A 17,394-nucleotide genomic window follows, 5' to 3' on the forward strand; every position below is an offset into this window, starting at 1 on the left:
CTAGTCATTGTAAACCTCCTGGATTTTAGCCAGTGCTTCGGAGGTGACTACGATTTTGCCAGCGTTAAGAATATCAAAAATATTCAAACCATCGGCAGGAACCATTTTCACAGAAGCAATGTTGCGGGCAGAGAGATATACGTTGTCAGTCATCTCAGCAAGTACAAGGAGTACTTTTTCACCGGATGCGACGCCCCAGCGGGTCATGGCATTGACCAACTCTTTGGTTTTGGGAGCGGCAAATTGCTCGGCAAAGTTTTCAACGACGATGAGATCTTCGTTCCGGCTGTGGAAAGCGGTACGAAGTGCTAAACGACGCTCTTTGCGGTTCATTTTAAGGTTGTATTCTTTGGGTTTGGGGCCAAAGATGACACCGCCACCTTTCCATAATGGGGAACGGATTGAACCAGCTCTTGCCCGGCCAGTTCCTTTTTGACGCCAAGGTTTGCGTCCACCCCCACGGACTTCTGCACGGGTTTTCGTGGAAGAAGTTCCCTGACGTGCGTTATTTAGCTGACGTACAAGGGCGCGGTGGACAATATGTGCGGCATTTTCTTCTTTGGCAACTTTGAAGTCGAGGTTGGCTTGGCCAACTTCTTCTCCTTGCCAATTTTTTACTGCGCAGTTAACCATAGTGATGAAGTATCGGATTATCGGTTATCAGCTAATGAAATAAATAAAGCTGTGGTTTTTCGTAAAGGGGTTGTAAATGGCGATCGCCACGCAAACCTAATTACTTTTGGCCCACAATATTGCTCGGAGCAATACTTAATAAATTGCCGGCTTTGCCAGGAATTGCACCTTTGATCAGCAATAAATTCTTTTCTTCGTCAACGCGAACGACTTCGAGTTTACGGACGGTGATCTTGGTTCCACCATAACGACCCGCCATGCGCTTACCGGGATAAACACGACCGGGAGTCGTCCCTGCACCGGTAGAACCGGGGAGACGGTGGTTCTTAGAACCGTGGGTCATGTTGCCTCGCTTAAAGTTATGGCGTTTTTGATAGCCAGCGAAACCACGACCAATGGTATTTCCAGAAACATCGACAACTTGGCCGGCCTCAAAAATATTCGCAGTGATCGCTTGGCCAAGTTCATAGCCAGAAACGTCGTCGAGGCGATATTCCTTGAGGTGGCGGAGGGGGGCAGCATCTGCTTTTTTGAGATGCCCCAGTTGAGGCTTCGTTAAGTTCTTTTCCTTAACGTCTCCGTAGCCGATTTGCACGGAGGTGTAGCCATCTGTTTCGGAGGTTTTGATTTGGGTGACGGTACAGGGCCCTGCTTGGACAACGGTAACAGGAATCGCAGTTCCGGTTTCGTTATCAAAGATTTGGGTCATACCGAGTTTAGTACCGAGGATACCGAGTGACACGGAACAGAGACCTCTATCTACTAATAGACAACATTAAAAGGTGAGTAGAAATAATATGAACCGCTCCCGAGGGAGTTGTGGTTCTTGTCTTCTACTCTTGGATATTCAGAGTGTTTTATGGCTCTGAAAGGTTTTTGCCTACAGGTAGGTGTGCTACGTTTTACCCAAGACTTAAAGCACTTGCTTCAGTATCTTGCTGTAACTGCAGGAGGGGGGCTGTCGCTTGGGGCGATCGCCTAAAAATTGTGACCGGAAAATGCAGCCTGAGGGAAGCCTGTTTCTGGGTTGAACCGATGCGACGAACAAGGGGGCAGGGGTTCTATGCTTCGTCAGGAAACTTCGTATAACTGGTTACATTTAGCCACAAGCGAGCATTATAAGCGGAGAAAGTGAGCCTTGGCAAGGGGCGTATCAGAAAAACATGACAGTTCTTAATTCTTGAGACAGAGATTGACGCTTTGAAGGAGATTTTTGGGAGTTCAAGGAACCAGGGGCGATCGCCAATGCTGTCTAGGATCGGGGCCAGCATAAAGTGTTACGATTGCCACAGAACGAAGAAAAGTGATCATAAACAAAAGGACAACACGCAATAATGCAAGAACATATTCAGTCGATTTCTTTCGATGGGCGAGAAATTCGACTAAAAACAGGTTTGTTTGCGCCTCAGGCCGGCGGGTCAGTTTTAATTGAATCAGGAGATACAGCGGTTTTAGTCAGTGCAACGACAGCCCCTGGCAGACAAGGAATTGACTTTCTACCTTTGTTGGTAGATTACGAAGAACGGTTATACGCAGCAGGACGAATTCCCGGTGGTTATCTAAGAAGAGAAGGCCGCCCCCCAGAACGGGCAACGCTCATTTCGCGCCTCATTGACCGACCGATGCGCCCGCTATTTCCCCAGTGGTTGCGGGACGATATTCAGATTGTTGCCACAACGCTCTCCCTCGATGAAGAGGTGCCGCCGGATGTTCTCGCTGTGACGGGGGCTTCTGTGGCCACATTGCTCGCGGGTTTACCTTTCTACGGGCCGATGGCTGCCGTCCGGGTTGGTCTGGTGGGGGATGATTTTATCCTCAATCCCACCTACCGAGAAATGATGAATGGGGATTTAGACCTCGTAGTTGCTGGCACCCCCGACGGTGTGATCATGGTTGAGGCCGGAGCCAATCAGTTGCCAGAAGCGGACATGATCGAGGCGATTGATTTTGCCTACGAGGCGATCCAAGAGTTGATCGAAGCCCAACGTGCGCTGATGAAGGAACTTGGCGTTGAAATGGTCAGCGCTGAGCCACCCGCTAAGGATGAGGAGCTCGAAAAATTCATTGGCGATCGCGCCACGGACAAGATCAAAAAAGTCTTGAGTCAATTTGATCTCGATAAAAATGGTCGCGATGCCGCCCTCGATGAAATCAAAGCAACAGAAGTCATTGAGGCCATCGAAGCTCTGCCGGAAGATGCACCACTGCGGCTGAAAACCACAGAAGAACCTAAGCTCATTGATAACACTTTCAAGGCGCTGACGAAAAAGCTGATGCGGAGCCAAATCGTCGAAGATGGGGTTCGGGTTGATGGTCGTAAATTGGATCAAGTGCGCCCCATTTCCTGCCGCACTGCTGTATTACCGAGAGCCGTCCATGGTAGCGGTTTATTTAACCGAGGTCTAACCCAAGTTTTATCCATTGCCACCCTCGGAACGCCCGGTGATGCCCAAGAGATGGACGATTTACATCCCTCCGACGAAAAGCGCTACTTGCACCATTACAATTTCCCCCCCTACTCCGTGGGTGAAACTCGCCCAATGCGATCGCCTGGCCGTCGAGAGATTGGTCACGGGGCCTTGGCCGAACGCGCCCTTTTACCCGTATTGCCGCCGAAGGATGAATTTCCCTATGTCATTCGGGTCGTTTCTGAAGTCTTATCTTCCAACGGATCCACCTCCATGGGTTCTGTTTGTGGCTCTACCCTCGCATTGATGGATGCTGGGGTGCCCATTGCCAAGCCCGTGAGTGGTGCCGCGATGGGGCTGATCAAAGAAGGCAAAGAAGTCCGCATCCTCACCGATATCCAGGGGATTGAAGACTTCCTCGGCGACATGGACTTTAAGGTTGCCGGGACAGCGGACGGGATTACGGCCCTCCAGATGGACATGAAGATCACTGGCCTAGCCGTTGAAGTGGTGGCAGAAGCGATTAAGCAAGCGTTGCCTGCTCGTCTCCATATCCTCGAAAAAATGACCGATGTCATTGCCGAGCCGAAGGAATTGTCCCCAGCCGCTCCCCGTCTACTCACCATCAAGATTGATCCCGATTTAATTGGGATGGTCATTGGCCCTGGTGGCAAAACCATTAAAGGGATTACCGAGCAAACCCGCGCTAAGGTGGATATTGCCGATGACGGTACCGTAACGATCGCCTCCTCTGAATCGGAAAATGCCGAGAAAGCCAAGCGCCTAATCGTAAACATGACTCGCAAGCTCAACGAAGGGGATGTGTATTTCGGTAAAGTCACCCGCATTATTCAAATTGGTGCCTTTGTGGAAATTATGCCGGGGAAAGAGGGCATGATCCACATTTCGCAACTGGCAGAAGGTCGCGTGGGCAAAGTCGAAGATGAAGTTGCTGTCGGTGATGAAGTGGTGGTTAAAGTGCGCGAAATTGATAACAAAGGACGCATTAATCTCACCCGCCTAGGGATCCATCCTGATGAAGCGGCCGCCGCTCGGGTTGCTGCTCAATAAAAATATAAAACATCACTATTTTTCGGTGTTGTAATTTAATGTAATTTCCCTCAAGTGACTTGGGGGATTTTTTTTGTTTGGCACCAGAATTTATCGTTGTCAAATGGTCGGAAGAATAGACTAACCAATCAAATTGTTTCAAGGTAAGAAATTTTCAACAAAAGGTTAAGATTAGACTTTAAGAAAGTGTAATTTTCAGGGAAGCTAAATTAGATACAAGCTGGTTTGCTAGAAACTGCCATACTCTAGGGTAACCATCGCGATCGCTTTAAAGTTATTCAGGGTATGGATCGTCCCCACGCTGCACCTCAATTTTCTCAAACCCCTTTTCAACGAGTGACAACTGGGTCGATCTTTTTTTTAATCACCATTGTGATTGCGATCTGTGGCTATATGTTGTTTGGTTGGACGGCCCTAGAATCGTTTTATATGGTGGTGATCACGGTGTTTGGGGTGGGATATGGAGAAGTCAACCCCCTGGAGACAACACCAGAGAAGCTCTTTACAATTTTTGTCATCTTAGCGGGGACATCAGCGGCCATCATTGACTTCAAAAAAAGATCTGGATATGATTTAAGGCGTTATCATTGTGTAGATTAATCAATTAGCTGTTGCCATGAATGTAAAAAAACTAAGCCTATATCTTTTCTCTATCAATTTAGTGACTAGTTTTTTTGCTGTGGCTACAGCAGATGAAGTCAACGAATCTCTGATAGGAAATTCTACAGATACCAATGCTTTCGACTTAGAAAATAGTGCTCAGATGCTGATTTCAGATATTGTTGAGCAGGAAGATGCCGATACTCAAGAAGCAATAGTCACAGGAAATCGAGTCATTGAATATTCGACCAGTCCTTTCGAGGCTAATTTTTTAGAGCCTGCAACTATAGAATCAGCAACTACATTGCCTTCAGGCGTTCTTGATCTTAGTTCTGGATTTATTGTCTATCCTACTAATTCAGAATCCACTGGTGTGGGGTTACAAGTATATTATGGTTCTATTGAATATGGTGTTACGGACAGATTACAAATAGGTGCGGATGTCTCATTTTTTGATGATGTTTTAGGTGATAGATTTAATGGAGAAAGAACTAATCTAACTTTTTCATCTGTAGCACCAAATGTTAAGTACAAACTGATCGAAGAGCCTTCCTATAGTCTTGGAATTGTTGGTTCACTTGAATGGATACAAGTCCGTTCCGAAAATGGTTTATTCAGTGAACAAGGTACTTCTGCCCGCCAAAAAGATAATGTTCTGGCTGGTACCATTCAATTACCAGTGATATATAATATCTCCGAAAATGCTCAGTGGCATGCAGTGGCTGGAGCGACGATTTTCCCTGAGACCGTTAATGGGGGAGATTTCTACGGTACTTTCTTTAATGTTGGTACAGGGATAACTCTTCAATTAAGTGAAAGATTTGGTTTGCTAGCGGACATTAATTTTCCGATTGGCTCTTCTGGCGGCAATAGCGTCAATACAGACGGTAGTATTAGCGAAAAGGTGGTTTGGAATGCTGGTTTTAGTTATTTGCATAGTCCGAACCTCGCCTTGGATTTTTCAGTGACCAACCGGCTAGGCACCACACCAGCAACTAAGTTACTAACTTTTCTGCCCAATGGTGATGAAGTAGGAGCTTTATTTAAGCTTAGATATACACCTGATCTTGCTCAAACCTATCGGGGGAACTTTGGAGATAACCCTTTTCCTCCTATGACGTATCGAGAGAAGCAATTACTATTTGATGGCATTCTTCTTAGTAGTCCCACCACTGTTCGTAAAGGCATGATTCTTTTGGATGGTGGAATTACTACTGATGGGGACAGTGGTGGCGCACAGCTTAGTTTTGGTCTCAGTGATACCGCTCAAATAGAATTTCTAGCTTCGCAATTAGCAGATAATGATCAGCCATTACAAAATAATTTTAAATCTGGTGTTGCGACTAAACTTAATTTTTTGAATCAGGCCCAAGGTGATTCCTTTTCCTTAGGTTCGAGAATTGCACTTGTATTTCAAGATGGTACCGATTCCTTTTTAGGAGATTTATCTTTTGCTTATTCTCCCAATGATACGATCAGTTTTACGTTAAATCCGAAAGTAGCGTTATTTTCTGACGAGAGCATTGTTGGTGCAGGTTTAGGTGTTAATTTACAGCTGTCTCCCGGACTACAGCTAATTGGTGAAGTAACTCCTATGCTTAGTGATGATCCCTTTGTTTGGGCAGCTGCTGCGCGTTATCTATTTCCCAAATCCAATTTTGGTTTAGGAGTTTATGGTACCAACACCTCAGGCAAAGGAAATATTGGTAGCCTAATTCGTCAATCTGATGATGATGTGAGCGTTGGTTTTAATTTAATGTGGTTACTAGGTGGTGGTAGAAGTGATTAAACATGTCTTATGAAATCGTCTCTATACTTCTAAAAAAATGACTGATGTCATTCATTTTGAGTTAAAGGAATTGTTTCTGGCAGCCTCGTCTACCCGCTGCCAAAACTGAGCCCAATTTCCTACATTTTATCCCCTCAGTTTAGCTTCAGAATTTAGGAGTAACATCGTTATTTTTCAGGGTTTTTACTTAACATAAAATCCTCAAGCGGCCTGGGGACTTGTTTTATTTAATACCATTATCTATCCCTGTAAAATCAGCAGAAGAACAAATCAATCAATTTTCTCCGGAGTAAGAAATCCCGAACAAAAGGTTAAGACTAAATTCCAGAAAACTACGATTTTCAGGGAAGCTAAATTAGATACAAGCTAGATTGAAAGAAACTGCCATACTCTAGGGTAACCATCGCGATCACTTTAAAGTTATTCAGGGTATGGATCGTCCCCACACTGCACCTCAATTTTCTCAAACCCCTTTTCAACGGGTAACAACTGGGTCGATCTTTTTTTTAATTACCATTGTGATTGCGATCTGCGGCTACATGCTGTTTGGTTGGACGGCCCTAGAATCGTTTTATATGGTCGTGATCACGGTGTTTGGGGTGGGATATGGAGAAGTCAAACCCCTGGAGACGACGCCGGAAAAACTGTTTACGATTTTTGTCATCTTAGCGGGGACATCAGCGGCCATCTATGGGGTGGGAGGATTTGTGCAAATGGTGACAGAGGGAGAGATTAATCGGGCGTTTGAGGCAGAAAGACAACGTAAAAGCATTTCCAATTTAGAAAATCACATTATTATTTGTGGCTTTGGCTATATTGGCCAAATTCTAGCCCAAAAACTCGAAGATTCGGGGCAAGCTTTTGTGGTGCTCAGTATTGATCCAGAACAGTTGGCGATCGCCGAACAGCGAGGGTATTTAACGAAGGAGGGAGATCCAGCAGATGAGCTGATTTTGCAGGGGTTAGGCATTCGGCGGGCCAAGGCTTTAGCAACGGTGCTTGATAGCGATGCCAGCAATGTATTTATTACTTTGACTGCCCGGGAGTTAAACCCAGACTTAATGATTTTGGCGCGGGGGGAAGTGCCCAGTACCGAAAAAAAGCTCCGGTTAGCAGGGGCAAACCACGTTATTTTACCTGCCAGTGTCAGTGGGGCGCGGATGGCTAATTTGATTACGACACCTCCCGCAACGGATTTTTTTAGTCAGTCTTCTCAACAGGAACAACTGAATGATCTTTTGCAACAAATTAATGTGCAGATGATCGAGTTGGCGATCGCCCCCCAATCATCCCTCGTGGGGAAAACAGTCCGGGAGCTAGAAATTCGCGGCAAAGGGGCTTTTATTGTGGTGGCTTTACGGCGATTTCAAGGCGATTTTATCACCCATCCGAGTCCAACTTTAATGTTAACTTCTGGGGATATTTTAGTGGTTTTGGGTCACGAAGAAGACATTCCTAAATTTGCCCGGTTTTATCAATTATTTCAACCTAAATAAGCTTTTTTCCTTCAGCAAAATTAATTTAATCCCGATGAATTATCCGTTTCTAAGGAAACCCATTACTTTATGATTGATCAACTGTGGTTGCTAATTTGTGCTGGTTTGGTACTGTTGATGCAAGCTGGCTTTATGTGCCTCGAATCTGGCCTGACCCGCACAAAAAATAACATTAATGTGGCCGTTAAAAACCTCTCCGATTTTGGTCTGTCGGTGATGCTGTTCTGGGGGATTGGCTATGGTTTGATGTTTGGGCTATCCCAGTGGGGAGGGATCGGTGGGAGCAATTTCTTTTTGGGCACGACTGGGAACCCCGAAGAAGCGGCGTTTTTCCTATTTCAGGCGATGTTTTGCGGTACGGCCACAACGATTATTTCGGGGGCGATCGCCGAACGCCTCAAGTTTGAAGCTTATATCATCATTGTGATCCTGGTATCGGGGTTTATCTATCCGGTTTTTGGACATTGGGCCTGGAACGAAGCGGGTTGGTTGCGACAACTGGGGTTTCTGGATTTTGCGGGTAGTACGGTGGTGCATAGCATGGGGGCTTGGGTGAGCCTGGGCACCTTGCTTTTAGTCGGGGCCAGGGAAGGGCGATTTACCCCCACAGGAACCCAAAAAATCCAAGGATCGAACTTGCCTTTTGCCGTTTTGGGGGCGTTGCTGTTGTGGGTGGGCTGGCTGGGATTTAACGGGGGAAGTACCTTCGTTTTTAATGACCAGGTGCCCCAAATTATTACGAATACAGTACTGGCAGGAACTGCGGGGATGGTGACGGCGATGCTCCTCAGCCAATGGTACCTCAAGCGCTCAGAGGTCGAGGAAATTATTAACGGTTCCCTGGCGGGACTGGTGGCGATTACGGCCTGTTGTGATCTGGTGTCGAGTCCTTTGGCGGTGGTGGTGGGGATAACGGCGGCGGGGGTGGCCCGGTGGGTGTCGAGTCTTTTAAAGCGCTACAAAATTGATGATGCGGTGGATGCGATCGCCGTTCATGGGGGCGCGGGACTGTGGGGAACCCTCTGTGTCGGTTTATTTGGCAATGTTGAAGCCCGCCATAGTCAACTGTTGGTACAACTCTTGGGGGTGGCGATCGCCCTTGCTTGGGGGACGGGACTGACTTGGCTAATTTTGCAGCTGTTGCAGCGGTGGTATCCCTTGCGGGTTTCCCCGGAAGCCGAAGCCCTGGGTTTGAATATTTCTGAACATGGGGCCAAAACCGATGCCTACGAACTGTTTCAGGTGATGGATCACCAGGCCGCGACCCAAGACTTGACCCTGCGGGTACCCGTAGAACCCTTTACGGAAATTGGCCACATTGCCACCCGTTACAACCAAGTGATCGACGCCCTCGAACAAAATCACCGCGAAAATGCCGAATCCCTAGAGGAACTTTATACAATCACCGCAATGGCCGTGGCCGCCATTGAGCACCAAAATTTTGACCCCGATTTGTTTGCCAGTTTTGGCGATCGCCCCGATGAATTGGGCATTTTAGGCCGCTCCCTCCAACAGTTGCTCCAGACCATTAACCAACAAACAGCCGCCCTCGAACAACTACAGCAGCAACAACAAACGACCCTAAAGACTGTACTCGGAGAAATTTTCCAGCAGCGGTTTGGGGAACCGAGCCTCACCTATCAAGGACAATTACCCGATTTGCCTCCGGCGCTGACCATGGCCGAAATCACCCACATGGCGATCGCCGCCACCAGCTTTGGGCAATTTTTAACACAAGTGCAGGCTACCAACGTTGCCTCTGGAGAAAATCAGCCAGTTGCCGCAGATTGGAGTGATTGAAAATATAAATTCACCAAGTCCTGAAACACTGACAAAGCCTCTACCCCTGGGCCTGCCTTTTTCCGGGAAAATTAAACCATAGGTCTTTTCGGAGAATTGTTAGCCGTGGTCATCGATGCTCAGGATCGTTACGAAGCGCGTACCCAACAAATTGCCAGGGAGTTAATCGCTGCCACCAGGGAAAAACGGTCATTTTTCTCGAAAATCCAAGACCAGATGCGCCTAGATGATAAATTGCTAGGCTGGGCCATGGAAAATCCCCATTTGCGGGTGCAACTGTTTCGCTTCATTGATGTGTTGCCAGCCCTCAAGGACAATACGGCGATCGCCCAGCATCTCCAACAGTATCTAGGGGATGAGTCGGTGGAGTTACCTGGAGCTTTAAAAAAAATCCTCAATTTTACTGAACCCCATTCTCCTCCGGCCCAGATTGCGGCCGCAACCATTAGTAAATCCGTGGAAACCCTCGCGTTTAAATATATTTCGGGGGAAAACGTCAAGCAGGTGCTTAAAACCGTTGAACGTCTGCGTCGAGACAAAATGGCGTTCACCATTGATCTCTTGGGCGAAGCGGTGATCACCGAATCAGAAGCCCAGAAATATCAGCAAACTTACCTCGATTTAATGGCGGATTTGGCGACAGCGGCAAAACATTGGTCTAAGGTCGATGCCATTGATGCGGCGGACGGTGAGGATCTCGCCAAGGTGCAAGTATCCGTAAAATTGACAGCGTTTTATTCCCAGTTTGATCCCCTCGATCCGGCGGGCAGCAAAGAAAATGTGGCGGAACGGGTGCGGCTATTGTTACGCCATGCCCAGGAATTGGGGGTTGCGGTGCACTTTGATATGGAGCATTACGAATATAAAACCCTCACCCTCCAGATTTTGAAAGATGTATTGCTAGAAGCGGAATTTCGGCACCGCCGTGACATTGGCGTGACTTTACAGGGCTACTTGCGGGATTCCTATGCAGATTTAGAAAGTTTGATTGAGTGGGCCAAGGAACGGGGTACCCCTGTCACTGTCCGTTTAGTGAAAGGGGCTTACTGGGATCAAGAAACGATTACGGCGCTGCAAAACCACTGGGAACAGCCGGTTTTTAACGAAAAGGGCGCAACGGATATTAATTACGAACGCATGACCCGGCTGCTGCTAGAAAATCATCAATTTCTCTACGGGGCGATCGCCAGCCATAATGTGCGTTCCCAGGCGGTTGCCTGTGCGATTGCAAAAGAACTCAACATTCCCCGGCGTAATTTTGAATGTCAAGTGCTGTACGGCATGGGCGACCAAATTGCGAAGGCGTTGATAAAAGAAGGTTATCGGGTGCGAGTGTATTGTCCCTACGGCAAAATTTTGCCGGGCATGGCCTACCTAATCCGGCGTTTGTTGGAGAATACCGCCAACAGTTCTTTCCTCCGCCAGAACCTAGAAGAGCGTCCCGTTGAAGAATTAATCGCGCCCCCCACTGGTGATCTCAAGGCAACGATTCATGATCTTGATAGTAGTCATCTGCAATTTGCCGGGGCTGCCAACGTTGATTATGCCGAGCCGGAATTGCGGGATAAGTCCCAATTTGCGATCGCCGAGGTGAAAAAACAGCTTGGCAAACGTTATCTGCCCTACATCAACGGTGAATATGTACAAACCGAAAATTTTGTGGACTCGGTGAATCCCTCCCGTTCCACAGAACTCATTGGTAAAGTTGGTCAAATTTCCCTAGAGCAAGCAACGGAGGCGATCGCCGCCGCCAAAGCCGCTTTTCCCGCCTGGAAGAAAACCCCCGTCTCGGAACGGGCCAACATTCTCCGTAAAGCTGCCGACATCATGGAAGCCCGTCGCCACGAGTTGAATGCGTTGATTTGTCTAGAAACAGGCAAAATCCTTAAGGAAGCGGATCCAGAAGTCTCCGAAGCCATTGATTTTTGTCGCTACTACGCCGACGAAATGGAGCGTTTGCACCAGGGTTATACCGTTAAACCCGATGATTTATCCCAAGTGCAGGGTTTCAAAAAATACGATGTTTGCGGCGAAACCAACCGTTACCATTACCAACCGCGCGGCCTTGCGGTGGTGATTTCTCCGTGGAATTTCCCCTTTGCGATCGCCACAGGGATGACCGTTGCAGCCTTGGTGACAGGCAACTGTACCCTCCTAAAACCCGCCGAAACCTCCAGCGTGATCGGTGCAAAAATCGCGGAAATCCTCATTGAAGCGGGGATTCCTAAGGGCGTCTTTCAGTTTGTGCCAGGGCGTGGCTCCACCGTAGGCGCAGCGATGGTTAAACACCCCGATGTGCATCTGATTGCGTTTACGGGTTCCCGTGAAGTGGGTTGTAATATTTATGCCAACGCGGCGATCGTCCAACCCGGTCAAAAGCACTTGAAGCGGGTCATTGCCGAGATGGGCGGCAAGAATGCGATTATCGTCGATGACAGTGCCGACCTCGACCAAGCGGTGACGGGTGTACTCCATTCGGCCTTTGGCTATAGCGGTCAGAAATGTTCGGCTTGTTCCCGTGCCATTGTGATGGGAGCGATCCACGATATTTTTGTGGAACGTTTGGTGGAGGCGGTGAAATCAATCCAGGTCGGCGAAACGGATAATCCGAGCGTCAAGATGGGGCCGGTGATTGACGGGGCAGCCCAAGCGAAGATCAAGGACTACATCCTGAAGGGCAAGGAACAATCAAAAGTCGCCTTTGAAACGGCAGTTCCCAACAATGGTTATTATGTGTCCCCAACTATTTTCACTGATGTGCAAGCGGATCAGGCGATCGCCCAGGAGGAGATTTTTGGGCCAGTGCTGGCGGTGATTAAAGTGAGTTCTTTCGATGAAGCCTTAGCAGTTGCCAATGGCACAGACTACGCATTGACCGGAGGCCTTTATTCCCGGACACCGCAACACATCGAGCGAGCAACGGAGGAATTTGAAGTGGGCAATCTCTATATCAACCGGGGGATTACGGGGGCGATCGTGGCCCGTCAACCGTTTGGGGGCTTTAAGATGTCCGGTGTGGGTTCTAAGGCGGGCGGCCCTGATTATCTCCTGCAATTCTTAGAGCCACGTCATGTGACGGAAAATGTCCAGCGTCAAGGGTTTGCGCCCATTGAAGGAGTTGATTAATTTCTAAAAAATGGCGATCGCCTTTCTGTAGAAATACGGGAGGGCGATCGCCTCAATTACTTTAATCGGGTGGGTGCCATCCTGCCGAAATCCAAGCTTGTCGCACCATGACTGCATAGGGATTATTCAGTTGAAGAGCAAGCACTGTCGCACGACCACAAGCAGTTAAACCACGAATCAAAGCACCTTCTCTTTCCCAGATGAAATGCTCTGACCACTTTTGAGTACGGGGATTAAACAAAGCAACGGTGGTATTCGTCACTGGATCGATGCCATGGGTTTTCGTGCCTTTGTAGGAATTACAGAGACGGCAAGCTAGCCACAAATTATCTTCTTCGTCTGAGCCGCCCGCTGCTTTTGGGATAATGTGATCGATTTCTAAGATACCTAAAACATATTTCTGAAGGCTTTTGCAGTAACCACATTGATTATTGGCGGTTTCTTTCACCTGTTGGCGCAGCTCTTTTGGGATGTAGCTCATTCGCTGAGGGGCTGAATTAATCCACGTTTTACGGCTTCGTTTAATGCTGTCGCTTTACGCAGAAGTCCTTCTTGATAAACTTGCATCAGAGTCTGAAGTTCGGAGGAATCGGGATTGGACAGTTGCCCTGCTTGTTGTAAATCCAGTAGCTGGCTAAGGCGGGCATCTTGTTCTGGCTCCATCTGTAGCTCGGTTAGACCTAAAATCTCTTCATCATCTAAAGCTGTAATCGCAGGAGTTGCTGTGCTATTGGGATGGGAAGCAGGAATGAGAAGCTGAATACTCTCCGCCACAACACTGGACAAGTCACGATTGGCGAGATGGGCAAATTGCTCAACTCTCTGGTAAACGTCATCTGGTAACTCAATCGTAATGCGAGTGCTCATAAATTTTGACTACTTAATGAGTTGAACTCTGGCTAAAATTATATCGTGAGGTTTTAGTGTTCAAGCTGTCTGGTGTCGAGTCTAAGGCGGGTGGCCCTGATTATCTCCTGCAATTCCTAGAGCCGCATCATATAACTAAGAATGTCTAGCGTCAAGGGTTTGCACCCATCGAAGGCGTTGATTAATCGATGAAGTAGTGGCGATCGCCTTTCTGTAGAAATATGGGAGGGCGATCGGCTATTAAAAATAAAAAAGATTATCCTTCAAGACTCTAAAATGATAGAATCCTAGACCATATATTTAACCAAGTAAGTAAGCGCATTATTTTTTAGACTGATACTAGAATGAACGATCAAGTGTATCCAATTCTTAAAAGACAAGAGAAATTAAACAATATGTTTTCTGACAAAAACTCTATCTCCAAAGAAAAAACACCGATTCAAAAAATATTATTTGGCAGCCCTGGAACTGGAAAAAGTCATAGAATCAAAGAGGAAATCATCCCCATAAACTTGGGAATTGATAGGCAAAAATCTCCAGAAGATATCATTAAAACAGTATTTCACCCAGAATATACTTATGGCGATTTCATGGGGAAATTAGTGCCGATAACGAAATCAGGAAAAGTGGAGTACAATTACTACGAAGGTCATTTTTTAAAAGCCTTAGGGCAAGCTTATAAAAATATTCAAATGACTAAGCCCAAATCTTTTCAGGACATTCGGTGGGAAGATATTTCTAATGTTGTACTTGTAATTGATGAAATAAATAGAGGTAACTCTTCTGCAATTTTTGGTGTGGCTTTTCAGTTGCTGGATAGAGATGAAAGTGGTTGGTCAGATTACTCTGTTAATCTTACAGAGGTTGAGTTTTATAAATTTATTGAACTGATTGGAACCAAGATTTCTCTTGTTGATGGAAATCTAAAATTTCAATTTCCGGGAGATAGTCACTTTGTTTTTTTTGAAAATCTCAAAGATAAATTTTCTCCATTAGGAATTAATACAGAAACAAAAGAAATCAAGCTTCCACCTAATCTCTCTATTCTTGCAACGATGAATACATCAGATAATTCCATCTATTTTATGGATAGTGCATTTAAGCGTAGATGGGACTGGGAATTTATCAATTGGGACAATAGCAGATCGCCAGAAGCTACTTATGGAAAAAATGGCATTTTAGATGCATCAGAATGGAAAAAGTTATTTTTAATTTTAATGGTTTTATCAAAAAGCATCACACTTCCATTCGAGGTATTGAAGATAAACAGATTGGGTTTTATTTTATTAAGAAACCTTTTACTTCTCAAAAAATTCAAAATAAACTTATGTTTTTTGTTTGGGATAGCATTTTTAATCGTGACAAAAAGCCGTTGGCTGATTTGTTAGGAGTAAGTCGTGATAGATTGGTGACTTTTGGTGATTTTACTAAGCTTCACAATGAGTTTGTCACTAGACTTATGGAGTGGAAGGAAGAATAAATTTTTAATTTATGTTGGATTTTTCTGCTTTAAAATTAGTCAAAAATAATAACGATTCATTTGTTGGTATTCGTAAATCATCTTCTGGTAAAGAATTTGAATTTTGTTTACCCTATGGATTTGACGACTTTCCTGATGGAGATTTTAATGCCATTAAAAATTTTTTCTTCTCCATGTATCGGACTTTCAAGAAATTTGAGAAAGACAATTTAGCTTCAGCTCGATTCAAACACAACACAGAGACTTATCAGCAAGCCCAAGATCAAACTACTCTTACCGCAGGTGGTATTACCCTTCAAACACAAGAAGGAGATACCTGTGTTTTGTATAGTAAAATCACAATGATCGAACGTATTTTAGAAGCTTATGATGATCTTGCAATAAATTCAATCCAGAAAAAGATCAGAAGGACTGATGAAATTGACTATTCTCAAATTCACCGATATTTAGAACGAGCTACATATTTAGATAATGACGTAATTTATATCGACACCATGGACTTACCACGTCCCACAATCCATTATGAAAGTACAGATCTAATTAATTTATATTGCTATATTTTAGATGAAATTGTTCAACAACTTCAAGAAGATGTGCCTGACAACGTAAAGGCGAGACTAGCTGATATACAGTTTCTTTCCCAAAATTTCAAAGATTCATATCTTACTGCCAATCAATCAATCTTTGATCAAGATACATTTGATGAAACCATTAGTATTTTAAAAGAAACGTTTGACGCAATAGATAGAAATACTTATTATAAAGATGTAGATTATTGGCAATTGTACGAAGCAATAGAAGCTTTTCTTTATGGAGAACTTAATCCAAACGATCTTGATGGTGAATTTTGGGGGATGCACGGCTTTCCACTTGTATGGGAAGATATGTGTAGCACGTTCTTCTTTAAAAGATATCGTCAGCAGATTCTTTATTCTGATTCGGATATTATTTTAAGTGATTATTTTAATCCCGACAGAAATTCTCCAGAACAAAATAGAGTTGCAAATCTAAATGTTGCGGGTCACTGGATTTATACTAAGCAATCAGAAGTACTTTCTCCGACAGAGGATCGATATTTTCAGTGGTATGAATTTTTTGCAATCGAATTAGATTTATCCCCAGCGATTCATGTCTATGAAAATGAAGAACATAGTAATTTCAAGCAAAGAGGTCAAAACAAATTCTGTCGTTATTCAAGACCAGATTTAATTTTACAAGATCAAGATATATCTTCTAAAATTGAAATTTATGATTTCAAATATGTACCTTTTGATTTTTATGCTCTAAATCGAAGGTCAGAAAAATTTAAAGATGATGTGACAAAACAGATCATGTATGAATTTGCAATTCAGAAATACTACAATGTTTCTAGTAGCTACTTTTTTCTCCCTTATTTTTTTAAAAGTGATCAACAAATAGGACATCTTTATGGAGAAAAAGGATCACCAATTAGAAAAGAAGGGAAAGCTACTGGGATTTATGTATATAAAGCCGATTTTTTACTTATTCAAAAAACTTACTTAGAAGAAAGCATATTATGAGCAGTAATTTTTTTCAGTTGCATTCTCTTGGAGGTGAACCTGTTAAGACTGTTTATAGTTCATACATTCCTTTTATAACGTTTGTTGATCCTGAGAAAGTAGAAAAATCAGAGCAATATATACTAAAAGAAGCTGAAGACTTTTTTTTGAAAATTTTAGGATTGCCAAATGTACCTGAATTAATAGATTATCAAAAAACACTCAACTGGAAAGATTTTCATAAAGTTCCTTTTAAATACTTTTATGATGTGATCTTTTGTGATTTTTACGAGCGAAATAGAGAAGGAAAATTGATCAATAAGCTTAAATGGGCGATCACCTTCGACGAAGAGCTTACTCCAATACAAGTTGCATCAATACGAAGAGATCTTAATGCAACAAACCAAGAAGGTGTAAAGCGTGATTTTTTTGATCGCCGAAGAAATCGTGTACGCCCGCATTACCGCAATCACAATCCATATCCGCCATATCGAAAATATGGATATATCAGCATTAGCGGTGAACCTGTCTTGTATTATTTGCATTTTACGCTACAGGAAATTTTAGATGCATTAAAACTTTGAAGAGTGCGATCGCTATTCAG

General features: G+C 44.8%; 13 protein-coding genes. 9 read left to right on the forward strand and 4 right to left on the reverse strand.

Features of this window, described 5'->3' with window-relative positions:
* Both rplD and rplC read right to left on the reverse strand, forming a co-directional pair.
* On the reverse strand, positions 1-633 hold the full coding sequence (gene rplD, locus AACR41_RS13020; protein WP_012306689.1) for a 50S ribosomal protein L4: 633 nt from the start codon (positions 631-633) through the stop codon (positions 1-3).
* Between the two features lie 100 nt (positions 634-733).
* A complete protein-coding gene (gene rplC, locus AACR41_RS13025; RefSeq protein WP_012306690.1) occupies positions 734-1,375 on the reverse strand; it encodes a 50S ribosomal protein L3 in 642 nt (213 codons plus the stop codon).
* Positions 1,376-1,967: 592 nt separating this feature from the next.
* On the opposite strand from rplC, the gene AACR41_RS13030 reads away from it, so the two are divergent.
* The 6 genes from AACR41_RS13030 to pruA all read left to right on the forward strand — a co-directional run bounded on the left by AACR41_RS13030 (position 1,968) and on the right by pruA (position 12,923).
* A complete protein-coding gene (locus AACR41_RS13030; protein WP_030006192.1) occupies positions 1,968-4,112 on the forward strand; it encodes a polyribonucleotide nucleotidyltransferase in 2,145 nt (714 codons plus the stop codon).
* Positions 4,113-4,397: 285 nt separating this feature from the next.
* Entirely contained in the window at positions 4,398-4,712 is a 315-nt protein-coding gene (locus AACR41_RS13035) for a potassium channel family protein (RefSeq protein WP_030006193.1), read from the forward strand.
* Between the two features lie 16 nt (positions 4,713-4,728).
* Positions 4,729-6,501, forward strand: coding sequence for a hypothetical protein (locus AACR41_RS13040; RefSeq protein ID WP_030006194.1), 1,773 nt, complete (start codon positions 4,729-4,731; stop codon positions 6,499-6,501).
* Between the two features lie 431 nt (positions 6,502-6,932).
* A complete protein-coding gene (locus tag AACR41_RS13045; protein ID WP_030006195.1) occupies positions 6,933-7,997 on the forward strand; it encodes a potassium channel family protein in 1,065 nt (354 codons plus the stop codon).
* A gap of 69 nt (positions 7,998-8,066) precedes the next feature.
* Positions 8,067-9,797, forward strand: coding sequence for an ammonium transporter (locus AACR41_RS13050; protein ID WP_030006196.1), 1,731 nt, complete (start codon positions 8,067-8,069; stop codon positions 9,795-9,797).
* A gap of 105 nt (positions 9,798-9,902) precedes the next feature.
* Positions 9,903-12,923, forward strand: coding sequence for an L-glutamate gamma-semialdehyde dehydrogenase (gene pruA, locus AACR41_RS13055; RefSeq protein ID WP_030006197.1), 3,021 nt, complete (start codon positions 9,903-9,905; stop codon positions 12,921-12,923).
* A 61-nt stretch (positions 12,924-12,984) separates the two neighbouring features.
* On the opposite strand, the gene AACR41_RS13060 is transcribed toward pruA, so the two are convergent.
* The gene (locus tag AACR41_RS13060) at positions 12,985-13,404 is read right to left on the reverse strand and encodes an HNH endonuclease (protein WP_030006198.1); all 420 of its coding nucleotides are present in this window, start codon (positions 13,402-13,404) and stop codon (positions 12,985-12,987) included.
* Positions 13,401-13,790, reverse strand: coding sequence for a hypothetical protein (locus AACR41_RS13065; protein WP_030006199.1), 390 nt, complete (start codon positions 13,788-13,790; stop codon positions 13,401-13,403). The genes AACR41_RS13060 and AACR41_RS13065 overlap by 4 nt, the downstream gene beginning before the upstream one ends.
* 344 nt (positions 13,791-14,134) lie before the next feature.
* On the opposite strand from AACR41_RS13065, the gene AACR41_RS13070 reads away from it, so the two are divergent.
* From AACR41_RS13070 to AACR41_RS13080, 3 genes are all read left to right on the forward strand, one after another.
* Positions 14,135-15,178: a restriction endonuclease gene (locus tag AACR41_RS13070; protein ID WP_200870489.1), complete on the forward strand. Its 1,044-nt coding sequence runs from the start codon at positions 14,135-14,137 to the stop codon at positions 15,176-15,178.
* Between the two features lie 103 nt (positions 15,179-15,281).
* Positions 15,282-16,811: a hypothetical protein gene (locus AACR41_RS13075; protein WP_052349592.1), complete on the forward strand. Its 1,530-nt coding sequence runs from the start codon at positions 15,282-15,284 to the stop codon at positions 16,809-16,811.
* Positions 16,808-17,374, forward strand: a complete 567-nt coding sequence (locus AACR41_RS13080) for a hypothetical protein (protein WP_052349594.1) — start codon at positions 16,808-16,810, stop codon at positions 17,372-17,374. Before AACR41_RS13075 ends, AACR41_RS13080 begins: the two co-directional genes overlap by 4 nt.
* The last annotated feature ends 20 nt before the right edge of the window (positions 17,375-17,394 follow it).

This window comes from Picosynechococcus sp. NKBG042902 (assembly GCF_963864045.1).
In the GTDB taxonomy this organism is placed as follows: Bacteria; Cyanobacteriota; Cyanobacteriia; order Cyanobacteriales; family MRBY01; genus MRBY01.

Bases quoted from the DNA above. Each gene is read 5' to 3' on its own strand.
- AACR41_RS13030 (WP_030006192.1), top strand. From the start codon at position 1,968: ATGCAAGAACATATTCAGTCGATTTCTTTCGATGGGCGAGAAATTCGA.
- AACR41_RS13035 (WP_030006193.1), top strand. From the start codon at position 4,398: ATGGATCGTCCCCACGCTGCACCTCAATTTTCTCAAACCCCTTTTCAA.
- AACR41_RS13075 (WP_052349592.1), top strand. From the start codon at position 15,282: ATGTTGGATTTTTCTGCTTTAAAATTAGTCAAAAATAATAACGATTCA.
- AACR41_RS13070 (WP_200870489.1), top strand. From the start codon at position 14,135: ATGAACGATCAAGTGTATCCAATTCTTAAAAGACAAGAGAAATTAAAC.
- AACR41_RS13060 (WP_030006198.1), bottom strand. From the start codon at position 13,404: ATGAGCTACATCCCAAAAGAGCTGCGCCAACAGGTGAAAGAAACCGCC.
- rplD (WP_012306689.1), bottom strand. From the start codon at position 633: ATGGTTAACTGCGCAGTAAAAAATTGGCAAGGAGAAGAAGTTGGCCAA.
- AACR41_RS13080 (WP_052349594.1), top strand. From the start codon at position 16,808: ATGAGCAGTAATTTTTTTCAGTTGCATTCTCTTGGAGGTGAACCTGTT.
- AACR41_RS13040 (WP_030006194.1), top strand. From the start codon at position 4,729: ATGAATGTAAAAAAACTAAGCCTATATCTTTTCTCTATCAATTTAGTG.
- AACR41_RS13065 (WP_030006199.1), bottom strand. From the start codon at position 13,790: ATGAGCACTCGCATTACGATTGAGTTACCAGATGACGTTTACCAGAGA.
- AACR41_RS13045 (WP_030006195.1), top strand. From the start codon at position 6,933: ATGGATCGTCCCCACACTGCACCTCAATTTTCTCAAACCCCTTTTCAA.
- AACR41_RS13050 (WP_030006196.1), top strand. From the start codon at position 8,067: ATGATTGATCAACTGTGGTTGCTAATTTGTGCTGGTTTGGTACTGTTG.